Raw genomic sequence first — 17,135 nt, forward strand, 5'->3', positions numbered from 1 at the left:
AATGTCTACATGACTGCGAGCGGAACCCGGGACGCACTGGTCCAGGCCGGTGTCGACCTGCTGGAGGAAACCGGTTCGACCGAGATCGGCCTACGGGAGATCGCGCGACGGGCCGGCGTGTCGCACGGTGCGCCCCGGCGCTGGTTCCCGACCCACAAGGCACTGCTCGGGGCCATCGCCGAGGTCGGATTGCGCGATCTGGCGCGGACCCTCACCGAGGCCGGCGATACCGACGCCACCGCCGATATCGCGGAATGGGCGCGGGCCTACATCGAATTCGCCGGGACCCGGCCGGCGATGTTCACCCTGATCTTCCGGCACGATCTGCTCGAAGGCTCCGGCGCCGGTCTGCGCTCGGTGTCCAGACCCCTGTTCGACCGGCTGCTGAACCGGGTGCGTGCCATCCACCCGGTCCCCGACCCGCTCACCACAGCCACCGCGCTGTGGGTGGGCGTCCACGGTATCGCCGTCCTCTCCACCACCGGCGCGCTCACCCTGGCCGCTCCCGGCGTGGATACCGACGCACTGATCCAGCGGGTGGTGCGGGACACGCTCGGATGACCCACCGCCGCGGCGGGATCCGGAGATCCCGCCGCGGCGATCGTCATCGTCCGGAGGTCATCCGGAACTCGACACGCTCTCCGTCCGTGTGGACACGAGCGAAGCCCGCTTTTTCCAGCACCCGCACCGAAGCGGGATTGGCGAGTTCCACCGACGCCGACACGGTGTGCACCTGCGGTGCGGTGAAGGCGTACTCGGCCAGCGCCCGAGTGGCCTCGGTCGCGTACCCGCGTCCCCGGCGCGACGGCACGATGCCGTAACCGAGTTCGACGACACCGTCGGCCGGGGGCCAGAACAATCCGATGGATCCGACCGCCAGGCCGCTACCGCGTTCGGACACCATCCGGTGGCCGAAGCGATCCAGCCATTCCGGCCGGGCGGCGAGGGCCTCCACTATTTCCCGGTCACCGGCGGCCGGGAAATCGACGGCCCAGGACGGCTGCCGGACACCGGTTCGCACGGCGGCGAGGTCGTCCGGGGTCCAGAGACGGAGAATCAGGCGGGTGGTACCGATATCGGTGGGTTCGGTGTGAAAAGAAATGGACACGACAACTCCAGATCGTGGAAAGCGATCCGGTCGCGCGAGTCAGTGGTGCGCGACCCGGATGAGGGCAGGCTGAAACAGGCCTGGGCGGGCCATATTCATCGACCTCCTCATCCGCCGAGCACGATTCGGTTGCCGACACTAACCGGGCCCCCACGTGACGGCAAGTCCGGGTACGACGCAGCGCAGCGGCCGCGTGGCGCGGCGAGGCCACGTGGTGACGGTCACCGAGAACTGTCGGATCTGTCAGATCGGCGAGTCGGGTGCCGAATACTTCGCGCGGAGTTCGGTTTTGAGGACCTTCCCGCTGGCGTTGCGCGGTAGGTCGGCGACCACCGCGCTCCGCGATACGCCGGTCACGTCGCACCCGGCCCGCATTCGCCATACCCTCCCGAACCCCTCGTTCAGGCCGACCCGGCCCGATCCCCCACCGATATCCGGCCGGTGACCAGCAGCAGTATTTCGGCGATCGGCGCGGCCACGGGAGCGCCTGTCCCGGCCGACCACTCCGTATCCGTCGCGATCAGGCGGTGACCGGCCAGTACGCGCTGCGCACGGAACGGCCGTCCCATCCGCCACACCCGCTCGACCGACCACCGCGCCGCGTCCACCGGCATCTCACGCCGCATACCGAGCGGTACCGCGATGTCCTGCCCGTGTACCAGCAGATCCATCAGCCGATCGAGGGCTGTGGTGCCCAATGGGGTGTGGCGTAGCTCGATCGCGGCGCGCAGTTCGGCGAGGAGGGCCTCGGGCGAGCGGCCGTTCGCATAGCGGACGGCGGTCGCGAAGCTCATCCGGTCGAGATCGCCGCGGGCGCGCAGCAGTTCCCACAGGATTTCGCCGGCTCCGGCGCGTGAGGTGAGCAGGATATGGGCGACGACGTCGCGGATCCGCCACCCGGCACACCACGATTGCCGGTCCCACTGCTGTTCGGTCAGCCCGTCCAGCAGCACCGCCAGACCCCTGCGTTCGGCAGCGACGGCCGCCCAGACCTGTTCGGCGGAAACGATCTCGGTGCTCACTGTCCTACTTCCTCCTGTGCTCGATGACCTCCGCTACGGTAGGAACTCCACCCGGGTGGAGGTTCCAGTAGAAGTGACCCACATCACAGACTTGCGTGCTGCGGTGAGCATCGGAGAAGCGTCACGGCGCACCGGTATCCCCGTCCGGACCATCCGCTTCTACTGCGACGAGGAGCTCCTGCGGGTACACCGCACCAGCAGCGGCCATCGGGTGTTCACCGGCGAAGCCCTCACCCGGTTGACGGCGATCCGGCGGTTGCGCGCTGTCGGACTCGGCCTGCCCGTGATCGCCGCGATACTCGCCGACGAGGACGCCACCCGCGGCGCCGTGGCCACCGAGCGGCGGGCGGTGGAAGCCGAGCTCGACGCGCTGTCGTGGCGGCACGCGGTGCTGCTCGCTCTCGAGGGGACCCGCGAGGAGGACCGTGCGGTGACGCTCGCGCGGCTTGCCGGGGTGGCCGAACGCGGCGCGGCGCGCGATGTCCTCGTCGGATTCTGGCGTCGCGTCCTGGCCGCGATGCCGGCGGGGCTCTTCGACGAGTTCGTGGCGATGGATATTCCGGCGGTGCCGGCGACGCCCACCCCCGGCCATGTTCTCGCGGTCGCCGAGCTGGCGGAATTGGCGCGGAGCCCGGATCTCGGGCGGGAGATATCCCGTGAGCTGTGGCTGTCCGACCGGGGGTCGATCCGCGACGAGCGGGCCCTGATCGCCGAGCTGGCGCCCGCGCACACCGGCGCCGCGCAGCGTCTGCTCACCGGCGCCGACCCCGGTCCCGGCCCGGAACTCGACCTGTTCGTCGCCGCGCACGCTGCGGCCCGGGGCCGCCGGGACACCCCGGCCTTCCGCCGCCGGTTGGCGGCCGGTGCGACCGGCCATCCCGCGGTCACCCGGTACTGGGCACTGACCGCCCGGGCACTCGGCACCCCACACACCACCGGCGCCACCCAGGAGTGGCTGCACACCGCTCTCGACCGGTCGCTGGAGCCGCGCGGCGGATGACCGGATCCGACCCGCCGCCGCCGTAGGGTGCGGTGGTCCCGGGCCGACAGCACTGCGCCGCACGAACCGGTGGTTCGTGCGGCGCAGGAGGTGCAGAGCGGTCAGTTACCCGGACGCGGAACGTCCCCGCGCCAGGCCCCGGTCTCCTGAGGCCGGGATTCGATGAACTTTTTGAACCGTTCCAGATCGCCCTTGACCCGGCGATCCAGCAGGCCGGCCTTGTCGGCAACGTTCTCGGCGAGTCCCTCCGGATCGATATCCATCTGAGTGATCACCCGGGTGGTCGAATCATCGATACGGTGGAAGGTCACCACACCGGCGTGCTCCGGACCGCTGACCGAGCGCCAGGCGACCCGCTCCTCCGGATGCTGCTCGGTGATGGTGGCATCGAATTCACGATCGACGGGGCCGATCTTGATCTTCCAATGCGTGTGCGTGTCGTCGATCTGGTCGACTCGTTCGACGCCTTCCATGAAGTTCGGAAACGACTCGAACTGCGTCCACTGGTTGTACGCGGTGCGGATCGGCACCTTGACCTCGGTAGACGCGGTGACAGTGCTCATAGGACAACAACCTCCCTCGGGTCCGGTGGCCGGTGCCGCGGTCGTTCGGCGGCACCGGACGGCCGGACAGTCGGCTTCGGTACGTCGAGCGGCTACCCCGGGCCCGGAGGCACAAACCCCGCGATCGAAGATCGAGTCCGCGGATTGGGCGAGCGGATTCGGGGAAGCCCGGGTTCGACAGGTACACAAACTCTTTCGAGGAGGTGGACCGTGAGCACCGTCGCCACGACACACAGGAACCGTCGACCGGCCGCCATGATGACGACCCGGTTCGGACGTCCGGGGTCCGCGCGCTCACTGCTGATCGCCTGGATGACCCTCATGGCCTTCGTCAGCCTGGCGCTTGCCCTGCTCTGACCGCTCGCCGGCACCCGCGGCCGGGGTCAGTAGGCGCCGTCGCCCCTGGCGACCGCCCGCAGGGTGCGGGCGATGATCCGCAGGTCCAGCAGCATGGACCAATTCTCCACATAGGAGATGTCCAGTTCCACCGATTCCTCGGGGGAAAGGTCCGAGCGGCCGCTGACCTGCCACAGTCCGGTGATCCCGGGCCGTACCAGCAACCGCCGGCGCATCACGCCATCGTAGGAATGAACCTCGCGGCGGACCTGCGGGCGCGGTCCGACGACGCTCATATCACGGAACAGCACATTGAAGAACTGCGGCAGCTCGTCGAGGCTGTACCGGCGCAGGAACCGGCCCACCGGGGTCACCCGTGGATCGTCCTTGAGTTTGAAGAACAGCGGGTTGCCGCCGTGGGCGCTGATCAGTGAGGCGGCTTCCCGGTCGGCCCGCACGTACATACTGCGGAACTTGATCATCCGGAACGGCTTACCGTCCATCCCGATGCGCTCCGAGAGGTAGAAGACCGGCCCGGCGCTGGTGAACTTGACGGCGGCGGCCAGTACCAGCAGTACCGGCGCGATCGCGGTGAGGACCAGGGCGGAGAAGCACAGATCGAACACCGCCTTGCCGAACGAGAGCGCCCGATCGTACTGGGGCCGTTCGATGTGCAGCATCGGGATACCCGCCAGCACCTGGCTGGACATCCGGGTACCGGAGATGTCCATGATGCCGGGCGCGATGATGAGTTCGGTGCCGAACGCGTCGAGATCCCAGGCCAGCCGGCGGATATCGCGCGGGCCCAGCCGGTCGGTGGCCGTGACGACCACGGTATCGGCGCCGCTGCGGCGGACCGCGCTGCGCACCGACCGGTCGTTGCCGACGATCGGGATATCGCGCTGCCCCACGCGCAGGGCGGTGGGTTCGTCGAGCGCGTCCCCGGTGGGGGTGCAGACCCCGACGACGTGATAGCCGTGCATCTCCTGCGCGGACAGCGCCGTCGCGACGGCACGGGCGGCGTCCGGACTGCCGACGACCAGGACCGAGCGGCGATAGCGGCCCAGCGCCCGGCGTCGCGCTGCGTGCGCACGCCACAGCGCCCGGGTCGACATCAGGCCGAGCAGACCGAGCGGGAGCGCGATCACCAGGTGGGCGTGCGCGATGTCGACGCGCAGGATCAGCGAAACGATCGCGATCGTGCCGAACAGTTGGAGAGTGGCCGAGAACAGTCGGCGGTATTCGTCGGCGCCGGCGCCCACGGTATGCGGGGAACGGGAGCCATTCCAGCCCAGCAGAATCGACCATCCGGCCGCGATGCCGAGCGTGAGCGCGGTGGTACGGGGCTCGAATTCCCAGCCCAGGGAGTGCCCGGGCGCGATGCTGAACAGTTGCGCGCACAGAGCCGCCGCGGTGACCACCGCGATATCGGTCCGGGCGAGTCGGCGGACATATCCAGCCCGCCAGGAGTCCCGGTCACCGGGATTCGGCAGGTGCAAATCGACCGCGCCACCGACCACACGGAGATCCAGAACCATGAAACGTACCCGCTTGAACTTCGAACGACCGTGCCTCGGCTGTCGTGCGCGACAGCAGATCACACGCTTTTTCCAGGAGGCCCGTCCTTCATAACAGGAAGGCCGGGCCGATCTTGTTGCAGAAGTATTGCCCCCATCGACGCCGGACACAAGTGCTGGAATCGGAATTCCCACCCATGACGGTTCCGGATCGGCGCCGAATACCGGGAAAGAGCCCATTTCGGTTGTCCACCATCGTTATCCGGAGACCGATCGTTACATGGTTTGCTGAACATATGCCATAGGTCACTTCTGCGCAAAAGTCCACTCGAACCGTGTCGCAGATGCGCCGGATTGGTGCTATTTTTTCCGTCGATCGGCAGAGAGAAGATGCTTCTCGGGGCTGCGGGGCGCCGCCGATGTACGTGACCGTTCGAGTGGAGCCCGAGTGCATTGTCGTTTGTGTGAGTCGTCCCGGCTGGCCAGTGTCGTCGACCTGGGGGCGACACCTCCTTGTGAGAGTTTCCTCTCCGAGGATCAGCTAAACCTGCCGGAATCCACCTATCCGCTACATCTCCGGGTGTGCGCGGACTGTCTGCTGCTGCAGATCCCGGCGCTCATCACGCCCGAGGAGACGTTCACCGAATACGCCTACTTCTCCTCGTACTCCGAGTCCTGGATGCGGCACGCGCGCGAGTTCACCGGCGCGGCGGTCACCCGGCTGGGCCTGGGCCCGGACTCGTTCGTGGTGGAAGTCGCGAGCAATGACGGCTACCTGCTGCGCAATGTGGTGGCGGCCGGTATCCGCTGCCTGGGCATCGAACCCTCGGCGAACGTCGGCGCGGCCGCGCGGACGGCCGGCGTGCCGACGCTGACCGAGTTCCTGACCGAGGACTCGGCCCGGCGGGTTCGCGCCGAATACGGTGCCGCGGACCTGGTGGTCGCGAACAATGTGTACGCCCACATCCCCGACCTGCGTGGTTTCACCCGCGCGCTGCGCACGCTGGTCGCCGAGGACGGCTGGATCTCGATCGAGGTACACCACGCGCTGAACCTCGTGCGGCACGGCCAGTTCGACACGATCTACCACGAGCACTTCCAGTACTACACCCTCGCCTCGGCGCAGCGGGCGCTGGCCACGGCCGGACTGGCGGTCGCGGATGTGGAAACACTGCCGACCCACGGCGGATCGCTGCGCATCTGGGCGCGTCCCGAGGCGGTGGCCGAACCGTCGCCGCGGGTGTCGGAACTGCTGGCGATCGAGGCGGACACCGGTCTGCACGCGGTCGAGGGCTATCGGTCCCTGCGCGAACAGGCCGAACGGGTACGCCAGGATCTGCTGCGCTTCCTGCTCGACCAGAAGGCGGCCGGGCGGCGGGTGGTCGGCTACGGCGCGCCCGGTAAGGGCAACACCCTGCTCAACTACTGCGGTATCCGCCCCGACCTGCTCGAGTACACGGTGGACCGCAACCCCTACAAGCACGGCCGGTACACCCCGGGCACCCGCATACCGATCCATCCCCCGGAACGGATCGACGCCGACCGACCCGATTTCGTGCTGGTGCTGCCGTGGAATCTGGAAACCGAACTCACCGCGCAGCTGCGTCATATCGGGGAATGGGGTGGACAGCTGGTATTCCCGCTGCCCGCTGTCCGGGTGGTCGCGCCGAACCCGGCGGAGGTCGCCGCGCGATGAAGGTCGTGTTGTTCTGCGGTGGGTACGGAATGCGGATGCGCAGCGGGGAGAACGACAGCCCGCCCAAACCGATGCAGATGGTGGGCCCGCGTCCGCTGATCTGGCATGTCATGCGTTACTACGCGCATTTCGGGCATACCGAATTCATTCTCTGCCTGGGCTACGGCGCCCACCACATCAAGAATTTCTTCCTGACCTATCAGGAGACGATGTCCAACGATTTCGTCATCCGCGACGGCCGCGTCGAATTGCTGCACTCCGATATCGCCGACTGGACGATCACCTTCGTCGATACCGGCCTGGAATCGGCCATCGGGGAAAGGTTGCGCCGGGTGCGTCCCTACCTCGAGGGCGACGACATGTTCCTGGCCAACTACTCCGATGTGCTCACCGATGCCCCGCTGGACCGGATGATCGACCGGTTCACCGCGTCCGGCGCCGCCGCTTCGATGATGATCGTGCCGCCGCAGTCGTCGTTCCATTGCGTGGACGTGCTGCCCAGTGGCGAGGTCAAGCAGATCACCGCGGTCGGCAAACTGCCGATCTGGGAGAACGGCGGCTACTTCGTACTCACCCAGGAGATCTTCGATCATCTGCCGGAAGGCGGGGACCTGGTGGAAGACAGCTGCGGGGCGCTGGCCGCGCTCGGCCGGCTCTACGGTTACCGGCACGACGGTTTCTGGAAACCGGCCGATACGTTCAAGGAACGCGCCGAACTCGACGCCGGATATCACCGGGGCGACCGCCCGTGGATGGTCTGGGAGCGGGCCGCTTCGTGATCACTCTCGCTCCCGCGCGACTCGGCGAGGTCGCGCTGCTCGGCGCGCACTGCGACGATATCGCCATCGGGATGGGCGCGACCCTGCTGACCCTGACCCGCGGAAATCCGGGACTACGTGTGCGGGCGCTCGTGCTGTCCGGCGGTGGTACCGCCCGCGCGGCGGAGGAAAGCGCCGCCCTCGAACGTTTCTGCGCCGACGCCGATCTGGACCTGACAGTGCTCGACCTGCCGGACGGGCGGGCTCCGGCGCACTGGGACGGGGTCAAGAGCGCGCTCGCCGAGTTCCGGCTCGACACCGACCCGGAGCTCGTCTTCGCCCCGCAGCGCGGCGACGCCCATCAGGATCATCGCCTGCTGGCCGAACTGGTGACCACGGAGTTCCGTGATCATCTGGTACTCGGCTACGAAATCCTCAAATGGGAGACCGATACGCCCCGGCCGGTCGTCCTGCATCCGGTGGCACCGGAGATCGCCGCGGAGAAGGCCCGGCTGCTGGCCGAATGCTATCCCTCGCAGGCGCACCGCGACTGGTTCGACGAGGCCGCGTTCCTCGGTCTGGCGCGGGTTCGTGGCGTGCAGTGCCACAGCGAGTACGCGGAGGGGTTCGAACTGACCAAAGCCGTCCTCGATCTGGGAGGTGTGTAGGAGTGCGCGTTCTCGTCACCGGTCATCAGGGTTATCTCGGCACCGTCATGGTTCCGGTGCTGCGGGCCCGGGGGCACGAGGTGATCGGACTGGACGCCGGCTGGTTCGCCGACTGCGTCCTGGGCCCCGCACCGCAGGACCCGCCCCGGCTGGCCGTGGACCTGCGGGACGTGACGATCGAGCAGCTCACGGGCTTCGACGCCGTCGTGCATCTCGCGGCGCTGTCCAACGATCCGCTGGGCTCCCTGGTCCCCGAGATCACCCACGACATCAACCATCACGCGTCGGTGCGGCTGGCCCGGCTGGCCAAGGAGGCCGGGGTGCGCCGCTTCCTCTACGCCTCCACCTGCTCGGTCTACGGCGCGGCGGGCGACGGACTGGTCGACGAGAGCGCACCCCTGCGCCCGCTCACCCCCTACGCCGAGAGCAAAGTGCGAGTGGAAGACGACCTGGTGGCGATGGCGGACGACCGTTTCGCACCGGTGTTCCTGCGCAACGCGACGGCGTTCGGCTTCTCGCCGCGGCTGCGCGCCGATATCGTGCTCAACAATCTGGTCGGCCACGCGGTGCTCGACGGCGTGGTGAAAGTGCTCTCCGACGGCACGCCGTGGCGGCCGCTGGTGCACGCCGCGGATATCGCCGAAGCGTTCGCGGTCTGCCTGGAGGCGCCGGTCGCGGCCATCCACGCCCGGGCCTACAACATCGGCACCGAGACCAACAACCGCACGGTCGCCGAGATCGCGCAGGCGGTCGCGGAGGTGGTACCCGGCTCCGAGGTGCTGATCACCGGGGAATCCGGGGCCGATCCGCGGTCCTACCGGGTCGATTTCGGCGCGGCGCGCCGGGAACTGGGGTTCGAGGCGCGCTGGACCATCCCCGAGGGGGCCGCGCAGCTGTACGCCGAGTACACCGCCGGTGGACTGACCGCGGCCGATTTCTCGGGCCGGTTCGTACGCCTGGCGCGGTTGCGGCAATTGGGTGAGTCGGGTGCGGTGGACGAGACGCTGCGGCGGGTCAGGTCCGGTGTGTGAGGTGTGTGGTCAGCAGTTCCCGCCAGCTGCCCGCGGCCCGGTCGCGGGCGGAGACCAGCGTGACCTCCTGCGGCCAGGTCAGCGCGAGATCGGGATCGTCGTAGGCGACGGCGAGGTCCTCGGCCGGATCGTGCGGGCGGTCGATGCGGTAGCACACGTCGGCGGTATCGGTGAGCGCCTGGAAGCCGTGCAGGAACCCGGCCGGCACGTAGAGATGCCGGAACTCCGCGTCGTCGAGCAGGAACGCCTGGCTGCGACCGAAGGTGGGCGAATCGGGCCGGATATCGACGAGGATGTCGTGCACCGCGCCGTGCGCGCAGCGCACCAGTTTCGCCTCCCCGCGCCCGCCGCGCCCGTGCATACCGCGCACCACCCCGCGCGCCGACCGCGACTGCGAATCCTGCACGAACGTCGCGGACGCGCCGGGACCGAGGTGGGAGTCGAAGATCTCGGTGTCGAAGGTACGGGTGAACAGGCCGCGGGCGTCGCGGAAGGGTTCGGGCACCAGGATCAGCACATCGGCGAGGTCCGCCTGTTCGATTCGCACCGGGTGATGGTGCCATGAGCGGATCCGATACGACGCACGGCGGCCGCGCGGCCCTGCTCGAACCGCCCCCGGCCGACCCACCGGGTTGCCGGGCCTGCCGCGGGGCGGACCTGGTGACGGTACTGGATCTCGGGGCGATGCCGGCGGCGGATCACTTTCCGCCGGCCGACACCACCCCGCGGCCGGACGAGGCCGCCCACCCGCTGGCGATGGTGGTCTGCCGCGGCTGCGGGCTGGCGCAACTGGCGCACGACGACACGGTCACCGCCGAACCGCGCGGCGTGGAGCCGCGCGCACTGCGCGAACAGGCCGCCGCCGCGGTGCGGCGGGTCGCCGAAGCCGGTCTGCTGCGCGGCCGCACCGTGCGCGAGTTCGCCAGCCCGCACGGAGGCAGCTGGCTGGAGTTGCTGGCCGAGCGCGGTTTCGCCGTTTCCGACGGACCCGCCGATGTGGTGTTGGATTCGTTCGGTCTCATGCACGACCGCGATCAGGCGGCGGCCGTGGCCGGCCGGGCGGCGGCCACCGCGCCCGCCGGTGTGCTGCTGTTGCAATACCACCCGCTGCACACGATCGTGACGCAGGGGCAGTGGAACGCGCTGCGGCACGGCCATTTCGCGTACTACTCCCTGTCCGCACTGCGTGCGCTGCTGTGCGGCGCCGGGATGTCGGTGGTGGACGCGTGGGACTTCGACCTGTACGGGGGCACAGTGCTGCTGGCGGCGGTGCACGGCACCGCCGAACCCGGTGCGGCGGTGCGGCGGATCCTGGACAAAGAGGCCGCGGCGGCCGACCCGGACGTGCTGCGCGGTCTGCAACGTTCGGCCGACCGGCACACCGAGAGCCTGCGCGCCACACTGGAATCCGCGGCGGCGCGCGGCGAGCGCGTGTACGCCTACGGAGCGGCCTCGCGCGCGGTGGCGTTGTTCTGCCGGGCGGGGGTGCGGCGTGAACTGCTGGCCGGGGTCGCCGACGCGGCACCGGCCAAACAGGGCCGGCGGATGCCGGGGACGGATGTGCCGATCATCGCGCCCGCCGACCTCGTCGCCGCCCGGCCGGATCGGGTGCTGCTGACGGTGCCCGACCTGCTCCCCGAGGTATCCGAGCGGTTCCCGGAATTGGCCGGACGCTGGTTCACCGACGAGCCGGCCGCCCCGGTGCGGGAGCGGCCCATCCGGTAGTACCCCAGCCCGCGGGCGTGCGGACCACTGCTCCTTCGCACCCCGGACGGTTCCGCGAAGCCACACGTTCCGGCGATCGGACCCACCGATCCGGACCGAAATCCGTTGCCTCGGATACGCCGGCATCGCCGGCGTATCCCCTTCCATTCCATCGAAAGGATCACCAGTGGTCAGCGTGTCGATCTGTGTCCCGGCCTACGAGGCCGCGCGGACACTCGAGCAGACGCTGCGTTCGATTCTGAGTCAGGACGTCGACTTCGAACTGGTGGTGCTCGACAACGCGAGCACCGACGCCACCGGCGAGATCGCCGCGTCCTTCCACGATCCGCGGATCCGGGTGGAACGCAATGCCACCACGCTGGCCATCGGCGACAACTGGAATCGCGCCATCGCGCTGTCCACCGGAGAGCTGGTGAAAGTGGTGTGCGCCGACGATATCCTGCTGCCCGGTTCGCTCGCGGCGCAGCTCGAGGTGATGGCCGATCCGGCATTCGCCATCAGCTCGAGCCGTTTCCAGGTGATCGACGAACAGGGTGATCTGGTGGAGACCGGTCTCGGCCTGCCGGGTCTGGACGGGGTCCGCACCTCCCGGGCACTGGCCCGCACCATCGTGCGCCGCGGTCCCGCCGATTTCGGCCCCACCGCCGCCGCGATGTTCCGGCGCGAACACTTCGACCGGGTCGGCGGATTGCGCGGGGACCTGGTGTTCCCGATGGATGTCGACCTGTTCGCGCGGGTCGGGCAGTTCGGGTTGTTCTTCGGCCTGACGGAGGTGGCGGCGGCCTGGCGGGCCTCGTCGTTCAATCTCTGCGCGCGCACCTCGACGGTGAGCAAACTCAGCGAGACCCTGCGTTTCCACCACCGCCTGGCCCGGGATTGCCCGCTGCTGGTCTCGCCGCTGGATGTGACCATCGGCGATCTGCGGCTGGCGCGGACGGCGCTGGAACGGTTGCGGGTGCGGGCGGGGCAGTTCGCCCGGGCCCGGATCGGGTCGCGCCGATGAGCGCGACGGCCGGGCCACCGCGGGTCCATATGACCGGATCCGAGTGGTTCGGGGCCGCGGCGGGCGGCCTGAACCGCTACTTCACCGATCTCTTCGCGGCACTGACCGACCGGCCCGAGGTCGAGGTCTCGGCCGCCGCGTTCGGCGACGCACCGGCGGGCGGGCTGTCGTGGGGACCGGTCGGGGGCTCCACGTGGCGCCGCGCGCGCACCGCGTTCCGGGACACCCCGCCCGCCGCCTCCGGCCGGGCGACCGTGCTGGACCGGCATTTCGCGCTGTACGGACCACCCGATGCCCGCACCCGGCATCTGGTGGTGCATTTCCACGGGCCGTGGGCGGCGGAGAGCCGGGCGGCCGGCGGCAGTGCGCTGGCCGCCGGCGCCAAATACGCACTGGAACGGCTGCGCGCCCGGCCGGCCGACCGGTTCGTCGTCCTGTCCGAGTACTTCCGGGACCTGCTGGTGCACGACTACCGGGTGCGACCGGATCGGGTGGCCGTGATCGCACCGGGTGTCGACCTGGACCGGTTCCGCCCCGCTCCCCTGCCCCGCGACGCCGCGCCGCTGGTGCTGTGCGTGCGCCGGCTGGAACACCGGATGGGTATCGATGTGCTGCTACGGGCCTGGCCCGCGGTACGGGCCGCCCACCCGGAGGCCCGGTTGGTCCTGGTCGGCACCGGTACGGCCGAGGCGTCGCTGCGGGAACAGGCCCGCGGTCTCGGCTCGAGTGTCACCTTCACCGGCCGTGTCTCCGACGCCGAACTCACCGGCTGGTACGGGCGGGCCACGGTCACCGTGGTGCCGTCGGTGGCGCTGGAGGGTTTCGGGCTCATCGCGCTGGAATCGCTCGCGGCGGGCCGCGCGCCGGTCGTCACCGCGTGCGGCGGCCTGCCGGATTCGGTCCGCGGCCTGGACCCGTCGCTGATCGTCGCCCCGGCCGATGCCGGTGCCCTGGCCGCCCGGCTGGCCGCCGCGCTCGACGGCGCGGTCCCCGACCCCGGCCGCTGCCGGGCGCACGCCGAAACCTTCTCGTGGTCGGCGGCCGCCGACCGGCATATCGCCCTCTACCGGGAGCTGACCGGATGATCCGCGCCGTGTTCCTCTCCCATACCGCCGCACCCTCCGGCGCCGAACTCGCGACGCTGCGACTGCTGACCGCGCTGCGCGCGGGCGGCACGGTTGACGCGTCGATGCTGCTCACCGCCCCCGGGCCGCTGGTCGACCGGTTTCGCGCCCACCGGATACCGGTCACGGTATGCGGCAACGCGTTCGACAGTCGCTCGCTGACCGTCGACGGCTCCGGACCGCTGCGGTTGCTCACCGGGGCGGCCGGCCTGGTGCGACTCGGCACCCGGCTCGGGGCGATCGTCCGGGCCGAGGGCGCCGATGTGGTGGTCGCCCAGAGCACGAAGGCCCTGCTGATGGGCGCCGTGGCCGCCCGGCGCGCCGGAGTGCCGCTGGTCTGGCAGGTCCACGACCGGATCAGCCGCGAATATTTCGGCCGCGTCCTGGCGTTCGCGCTGCGGGTGCTGGGCTGGACGGTCACGCGCGGCATCGTCGCCAACAGCCGGTCCACCCTGCGCACCCTCTACACCCGGGGCCGGGTCGCGGTGATCGCCCATCCGGGCGTCGAGCCCCTCGCGGCCCCGCACCGGGCGGCCCAGCGCGAACCGGACGCGGTGCGGATCGCCATGGTCGGACGCCTCACCCCGTGGAAGGGGCAGGAGGTACTGCTGCGCGCACTTCCCCTGCTTCGCCACCGGCCGGCCGCCGTCCAGCTGGTGGGTGGCACGTTCTTCGGCGAACAGGACTACCGCGCGCAACTGGAGCAGACGGCCGCCGCACTCGGACTGCCGGTCGAATTCACCGGTCACGTCGACGATCCGGGCCCCTACTTCGCCTGGGCCGATATCGCGGTGCACTGTTCGGTGCTCGCCGAACCCTTCGGCCAGGTGGTGGTGGAGGCCATGGCCGCCGGGTGCGCGGTCGTGGCGGCGGACGCGGGCGGCCCGGCCGAAATCCTGCGATCCGAGGTCGACGGTCTGCTGACCCCACCCGGCGACCCCGCCGCGCTCGCGGCCGCGCTGGACCGGCTCATCGCCGATCCGGCCCTGCGCACCCGGCTGGGTGCGGCGGCGCGGGAACGCAGCGCCGATTTCGAGATCGCGGCCACCGCCCGGGCGGTCACCGGGCTCCTGCAACGGGTCACGGGCCGGCGGGCGGTGCGCGCACGATGAATCCCGCCGACCCGCTCACCATCCCGATCCGCATCGTCCACCGCCACTATCCGGTGTCGGTGGACGGCCTGCGGGTTCCCGACTACGACCTGCCGACCGAGATAATCCCGGCCTTCGCCGACTGGCCGACCGAGAAGCTCCCGCTGATCACGGCGATCCCGCCGGCGGAGGCGGGGCCGCGGACCCGGGCGGCGCGGCTGCGGGAACTGGCGACGGTCCTGCGCGATATCGCCTACGTGAGCTTCGGCAAGTACGGCCAGTACCTGGTCACGGTGGCGACCCTGCCGCTGATCGCACGGTTGCTCGGCGCGTCCGGGATGGGACTGCTGGCCATCGGGATGTCGGCGTATTTCCTCGGCTCGCTGATCGTCGACCTGGGTATCACCTCCTATCTGGCCGCGCGTATCCAGGAGTCGGGTACCGACCGGGAGATGGTGAACCACACCCGCGGCACCTACCTGGCGATCCGCGGCGGCATCCTCGGCGTGCTCGCGGTGGCGCTGGTGACGGCGGTGCCCGCGGGCGCACCGGACTACCTGGGCATGGTGCTGCTGGGGTTGTTCGTCGGCGGCTTCTGGTCGATGTCGGAGGACTGGGTGCTGATCGGCCAGGGTCGTTTCGGTGCGTCCACGCTGTACCAGTCGATCGCCCGGGTGGGTTATCTGGTCGCGCTGCTGACCCTGCTGCCCCGGTTCCCGACCGCCGCCATGGCGATGCTGTGCCTGCTCGCCTCCTCGGTGATCAGCCTCACCCTGACCTGGTGGGACACCTGGCGTACGTTCGGTCCGCCCGGTCGTCCGCGGGGGGCGTGGAAACTGATCCGCGCGGCATTGCCCGTCGTGACGGGAAGGCTGCTGACCACCAGTTACGGGCAGGGCGCGGCCGCCGTCTACGGCGCGGTGCTGAACGCGGCGTCGCTCGGGCTGTACTCCGCCGCGGACCGATTGGTGCGGGCGGTGCAGTCGCTGCTGGACCCGATCGGTTTCGCGCTGCTGCCGCGAATGGCCAAACGTAGTGGTGAGGAACGGTTCTGGCCGGACGCGCTCCGCGCGCTCGGGGTCTGTGTGGCGGCGGCGTGCGTCGCGACCGCGGCACTGTGGGTGGCGGCGCCGCTGATCATCGGACTGGTATTCGGCGACGAGTTCGGCGGCGCGGCCGGCGTACTGCGGCTGGAGGCACTGATCCTGCCGGCCACCACCGTCACCTCGTTCGTCACCACCGCGGTCCTACCGGTCCGGCAGGACACCGTCGGAGTGCTGATCGGTTCGGCCACCGGCACCGTCGTGGCGGGGTGCGCGCTGCTGCTCACCCTGCGCACTCATTCGGTGTGGACGCTGGCGGCCGGGATCGTGGCCGCGGAGTTCGCGGTGGCGATCTGGTATCTCGCGCGAATGCGCGCACTGATCGTGCGGGAACGCACCGCGGGCGCTGCGCAGCCCGCCGGTGCGCAGAGGAGAGGGACGCGATGAGGATTCTGTTCGTCGGCGACGACTGGCTGGGCAGCAACGCCCGCTCGCTCGCCGAGGGGTTCCGCCGGCTCGGCCATGAGGTGATCGTGGTCGACTCCACACCGGTGACCCTGCCACCGCGGTTGTCACCGTCGTGGCTGTACGCGAAAACCGGTGAGCGCCGGGCGCCGTGGACAGTGGACCGGGTGCACACCCGGCTGGAGCGGGCCGCCGCCGAACTGCATCCGGACCTGGTGTTCGGTTTCAAATCGGTGTATCTCGACCAGTCCCGGCTGCTGGAGATCCCGGCGGCGCACCACGTGCACTACAGCCCCGACGATGTCTCGAATCCGGGCAACACCAGCGCGGACTATCTCGCACACGAGTCCGAATGGGACATGGTGGTCACCACCAAACGCCACAACCTGCCCGAACTCGCCGGCCGCGGCGTCTCCCGGACCCTGTTCGTGCGCAGCGCCTACGATCCGGCCTGGCATCATCCCGCGGCCCGGCGCGGAACCCGGCAATTCCTGGTCGGTTTCATCGGTGCCTGCCGCCCGGACCGGCGGCCCGGCATGGTGTCGCTGGCCCGCACCTACGGGTCCCAGCTGCTGGTGCGCGGGCCGGGCTGGCGGCGGGTACGCCAGTTGCAGACCACCCGCGCCGCGGTCGCGGGACCGGTGTACGGAGAGGATTTCGCGATCGCGGTGGCATCGGTGACGGCGAACCTGGTGCTGCTCAACTCCGCCAACCGCGACACCCACACCTGCCGCACATTCGAGGTTCCGGCGTCGGGCGGGTTGTTCGTCGGTGAACGCACCGACGAACACGCCGAACTGCTCGACGACGGCACCGAGGCGTTCCTGTTCTCCAGCCGCGACGAGCTCGACGAGATCCTGGAGCGCTGCGCGTTGTACCCGGATCAGGCGGCCAAGACCGCCGAGGCCGGGTACCGCCGGATCGTCGAGGGCGGTCACACCTATACCGACCGGGCGAAGGAGATCCTGCGTGCGCTGGACTGAAT

At 69.9% G+C, this 17,135-nt stretch carries 18 protein-coding genes; 13 read left to right on the top strand and 5 right to left on the bottom strand.

Translation table 11 applies throughout. The features are described 5' to 3' along the window. Positions 1 to 9: 9 nt before the first annotated feature. Positions 10 to 561 (top strand): TetR/AcrR family transcriptional regulator, encoded by a 552-nt coding sequence (locus tag NF4_RS31510; protein WP_063131045.1) that lies wholly within the window; start codon positions 10 to 12, stop codon positions 559 to 561. Positions 562 to 604: 43 nt separating this feature from the next. Here NF4_RS31510 and NF4_RS31515 read toward each other — a convergent pair whose 3' ends face one another. Next, positions 605 to 1,108 carry a GNAT family N-acetyltransferase gene (locus NF4_RS31515; protein ID WP_157120704.1) on the bottom strand — a complete coding sequence of 168 codons (504 nt, stop codon included), beginning with the start codon at positions 1,106 to 1,108 and terminating at the stop codon, positions 605 to 607. A 401-nt stretch (positions 1,109 to 1,509) separates the two neighbouring features. Next, a complete protein-coding gene (locus NF4_RS31520) occupies positions 1,510 to 2,130 on the bottom strand; it encodes a maleylpyruvate isomerase family mycothiol-dependent enzyme (protein ID WP_063131046.1) in 621 nt (206 codons plus the stop codon). Between the two features lie 103 nt (positions 2,131 to 2,233). Here NF4_RS31520 and NF4_RS31525 point away from each other — a divergent pair, with 103 nt between their 5' ends. Beyond that, positions 2,234 to 3,130: a MerR family transcriptional regulator gene (locus NF4_RS31525; protein WP_198165543.1), complete on the top strand. Its 897-nt coding sequence runs from the start codon at positions 2,234 to 2,236 to the stop codon at positions 3,128 to 3,130. 101 nt (positions 3,131 to 3,231) lie between these two features. Here NF4_RS31525 and NF4_RS31530 read toward each other — a convergent pair whose 3' ends face one another. Further along, complete coding sequence (locus tag NF4_RS31530) at positions 3,232 to 3,693, bottom strand: SRPBCC family protein (RefSeq protein WP_063131048.1); 462 nt, start codon at positions 3,691 to 3,693, stop codon at positions 3,232 to 3,234. A 210-nt stretch (positions 3,694 to 3,903) separates the two neighbouring features. Here NF4_RS31530 and NF4_RS38260 point away from each other — a divergent pair, with 210 nt between their 5' ends. Beyond that, complete coding sequence (locus tag NF4_RS38260; protein ID WP_157120706.1) at positions 3,904 to 4,050, top strand: hypothetical protein; 147 nt, start codon at positions 3,904 to 3,906, stop codon at positions 4,048 to 4,050. Positions 4,051 to 4,076: 26 nt separating this feature from the next. Here the strand turns inward: NF4_RS38260 and NF4_RS31535 are convergent, their stop codons facing one another. Beyond that, positions 4,077 to 5,567, bottom strand: a complete 1,491-nt coding sequence (locus NF4_RS31535; protein ID WP_063131049.1) for a sugar transferase — start codon at positions 5,565 to 5,567, stop codon at positions 4,077 to 4,079. A gap of 427 nt (positions 5,568 to 5,994) precedes the next feature. On the opposite strand from NF4_RS31535, the gene NF4_RS31540 reads away from it, so the two are divergent. The 4 genes from NF4_RS31540 to NF4_RS31555 are packed head-to-tail and all read left to right on the top strand — an operon-like array spanning position 5,995 to position 9,699. Continuing rightward, positions 5,995 to 7,242 carry a class I SAM-dependent methyltransferase gene (locus NF4_RS31540; RefSeq protein ID WP_063131050.1) on the top strand — a complete coding sequence of 416 codons (1,248 nt, stop codon included), beginning with the start codon at positions 5,995 to 5,997 and terminating at the stop codon, positions 7,240 to 7,242. After that, positions 7,239 to 8,021, top strand: a complete 783-nt coding sequence (locus NF4_RS31545; RefSeq protein ID WP_063131051.1) for a glycosyltransferase family protein — start codon at positions 7,239 to 7,241, stop codon at positions 8,019 to 8,021. The genes NF4_RS31540 and NF4_RS31545 overlap by 4 nt, the downstream gene beginning before the upstream one ends. After that, the gene (locus tag NF4_RS31550) at positions 8,018 to 8,668 is read left to right on the top strand and encodes a PIG-L deacetylase family protein (RefSeq protein ID WP_063131095.1); all 651 of its coding nucleotides are present in this window, start codon (positions 8,018 to 8,020) and stop codon (positions 8,666 to 8,668) included. Before NF4_RS31545 ends, NF4_RS31550 begins: the two co-directional genes overlap by 4 nt. Before the next feature lie 2 nt (positions 8,669 to 8,670). Continuing rightward, positions 8,671 to 9,699 (top strand): NAD-dependent epimerase/dehydratase family protein, encoded by a 1,029-nt coding sequence (locus tag NF4_RS31555; RefSeq protein ID WP_063131052.1) that lies wholly within the window; start codon positions 8,671 to 8,673, stop codon positions 9,697 to 9,699. On the opposite strand, the gene rfbC is transcribed toward NF4_RS31555, so the two are convergent. Then, positions 9,683 to 10,246 carry a dTDP-4-dehydrorhamnose 3,5-epimerase gene (gene rfbC / locus NF4_RS31560; RefSeq protein WP_063131053.1) on the bottom strand — a complete coding sequence of 188 codons (564 nt, stop codon included), beginning with the start codon at positions 10,244 to 10,246 and terminating at the stop codon, positions 9,683 to 9,685. The two genes, NF4_RS31555 and rfbC, sit on opposite strands and share 17 nt — an antisense overlap. Before the next feature lie 14 nt (positions 10,247 to 10,260). On the opposite strand from rfbC, the gene NF4_RS31565 reads away from it, so the two are divergent. From NF4_RS31565 to NF4_RS31590, 6 genes are all read left to right on the top strand, one after another. Then, positions 10,261 to 11,424: a class I SAM-dependent methyltransferase gene (locus NF4_RS31565; protein ID WP_084533707.1), complete on the top strand. Its 1,164-nt coding sequence runs from the start codon at positions 10,261 to 10,263 to the stop codon at positions 11,422 to 11,424. A 166-nt stretch (positions 11,425 to 11,590) separates the two neighbouring features. Further along, positions 11,591 to 12,427, top strand: coding sequence for a glycosyltransferase family 2 protein (locus NF4_RS31570; protein WP_063131054.1), 837 nt, complete (start codon positions 11,591 to 11,593; stop codon positions 12,425 to 12,427). Between the two features lie 29 nt (positions 12,428 to 12,456). After that, positions 12,457 to 13,512: a glycosyltransferase family 4 protein gene (locus NF4_RS31575; protein WP_063131055.1), complete on the top strand. Its 1,056-nt coding sequence runs from the start codon at positions 12,457 to 12,459 to the stop codon at positions 13,510 to 13,512. Then, the gene (locus tag NF4_RS31580) at positions 13,509 to 14,663 is read left to right on the top strand and encodes a glycosyltransferase family 4 protein (RefSeq protein ID WP_063131056.1); all 1,155 of its coding nucleotides are present in this window, start codon (positions 13,509 to 13,511) and stop codon (positions 14,661 to 14,663) included. Before NF4_RS31575 ends, NF4_RS31580 begins: the two co-directional genes overlap by 4 nt. Further along, positions 14,660 to 16,132 carry a lipopolysaccharide biosynthesis protein gene (locus tag NF4_RS31585; protein WP_084533708.1) on the top strand — a complete coding sequence of 491 codons (1,473 nt, stop codon included), beginning with the start codon at positions 14,660 to 14,662 and terminating at the stop codon, positions 16,130 to 16,132. Before NF4_RS31580 ends, NF4_RS31585 begins: the two co-directional genes overlap by 4 nt. After that, the gene (locus NF4_RS31590) at positions 16,129 to 17,133 is read left to right on the top strand and encodes a CgeB family protein (RefSeq protein WP_063131057.1); all 1,005 of its coding nucleotides are present in this window, start codon (positions 16,129 to 16,131) and stop codon (positions 17,131 to 17,133) included. The genes NF4_RS31585 and NF4_RS31590 overlap by 4 nt, the downstream gene beginning before the upstream one ends. Positions 17,134 to 17,135 lie beyond the last annotated feature (2 nt).

This window comes from Nocardia fusca NBRC 14340 (assembly GCF_001618425.1).
In the GTDB taxonomy this organism is placed as follows: Bacteria; Actinomycetota; Actinomycetes; order Mycobacteriales; family Mycobacteriaceae; genus Nocardia; species Nocardia fusca.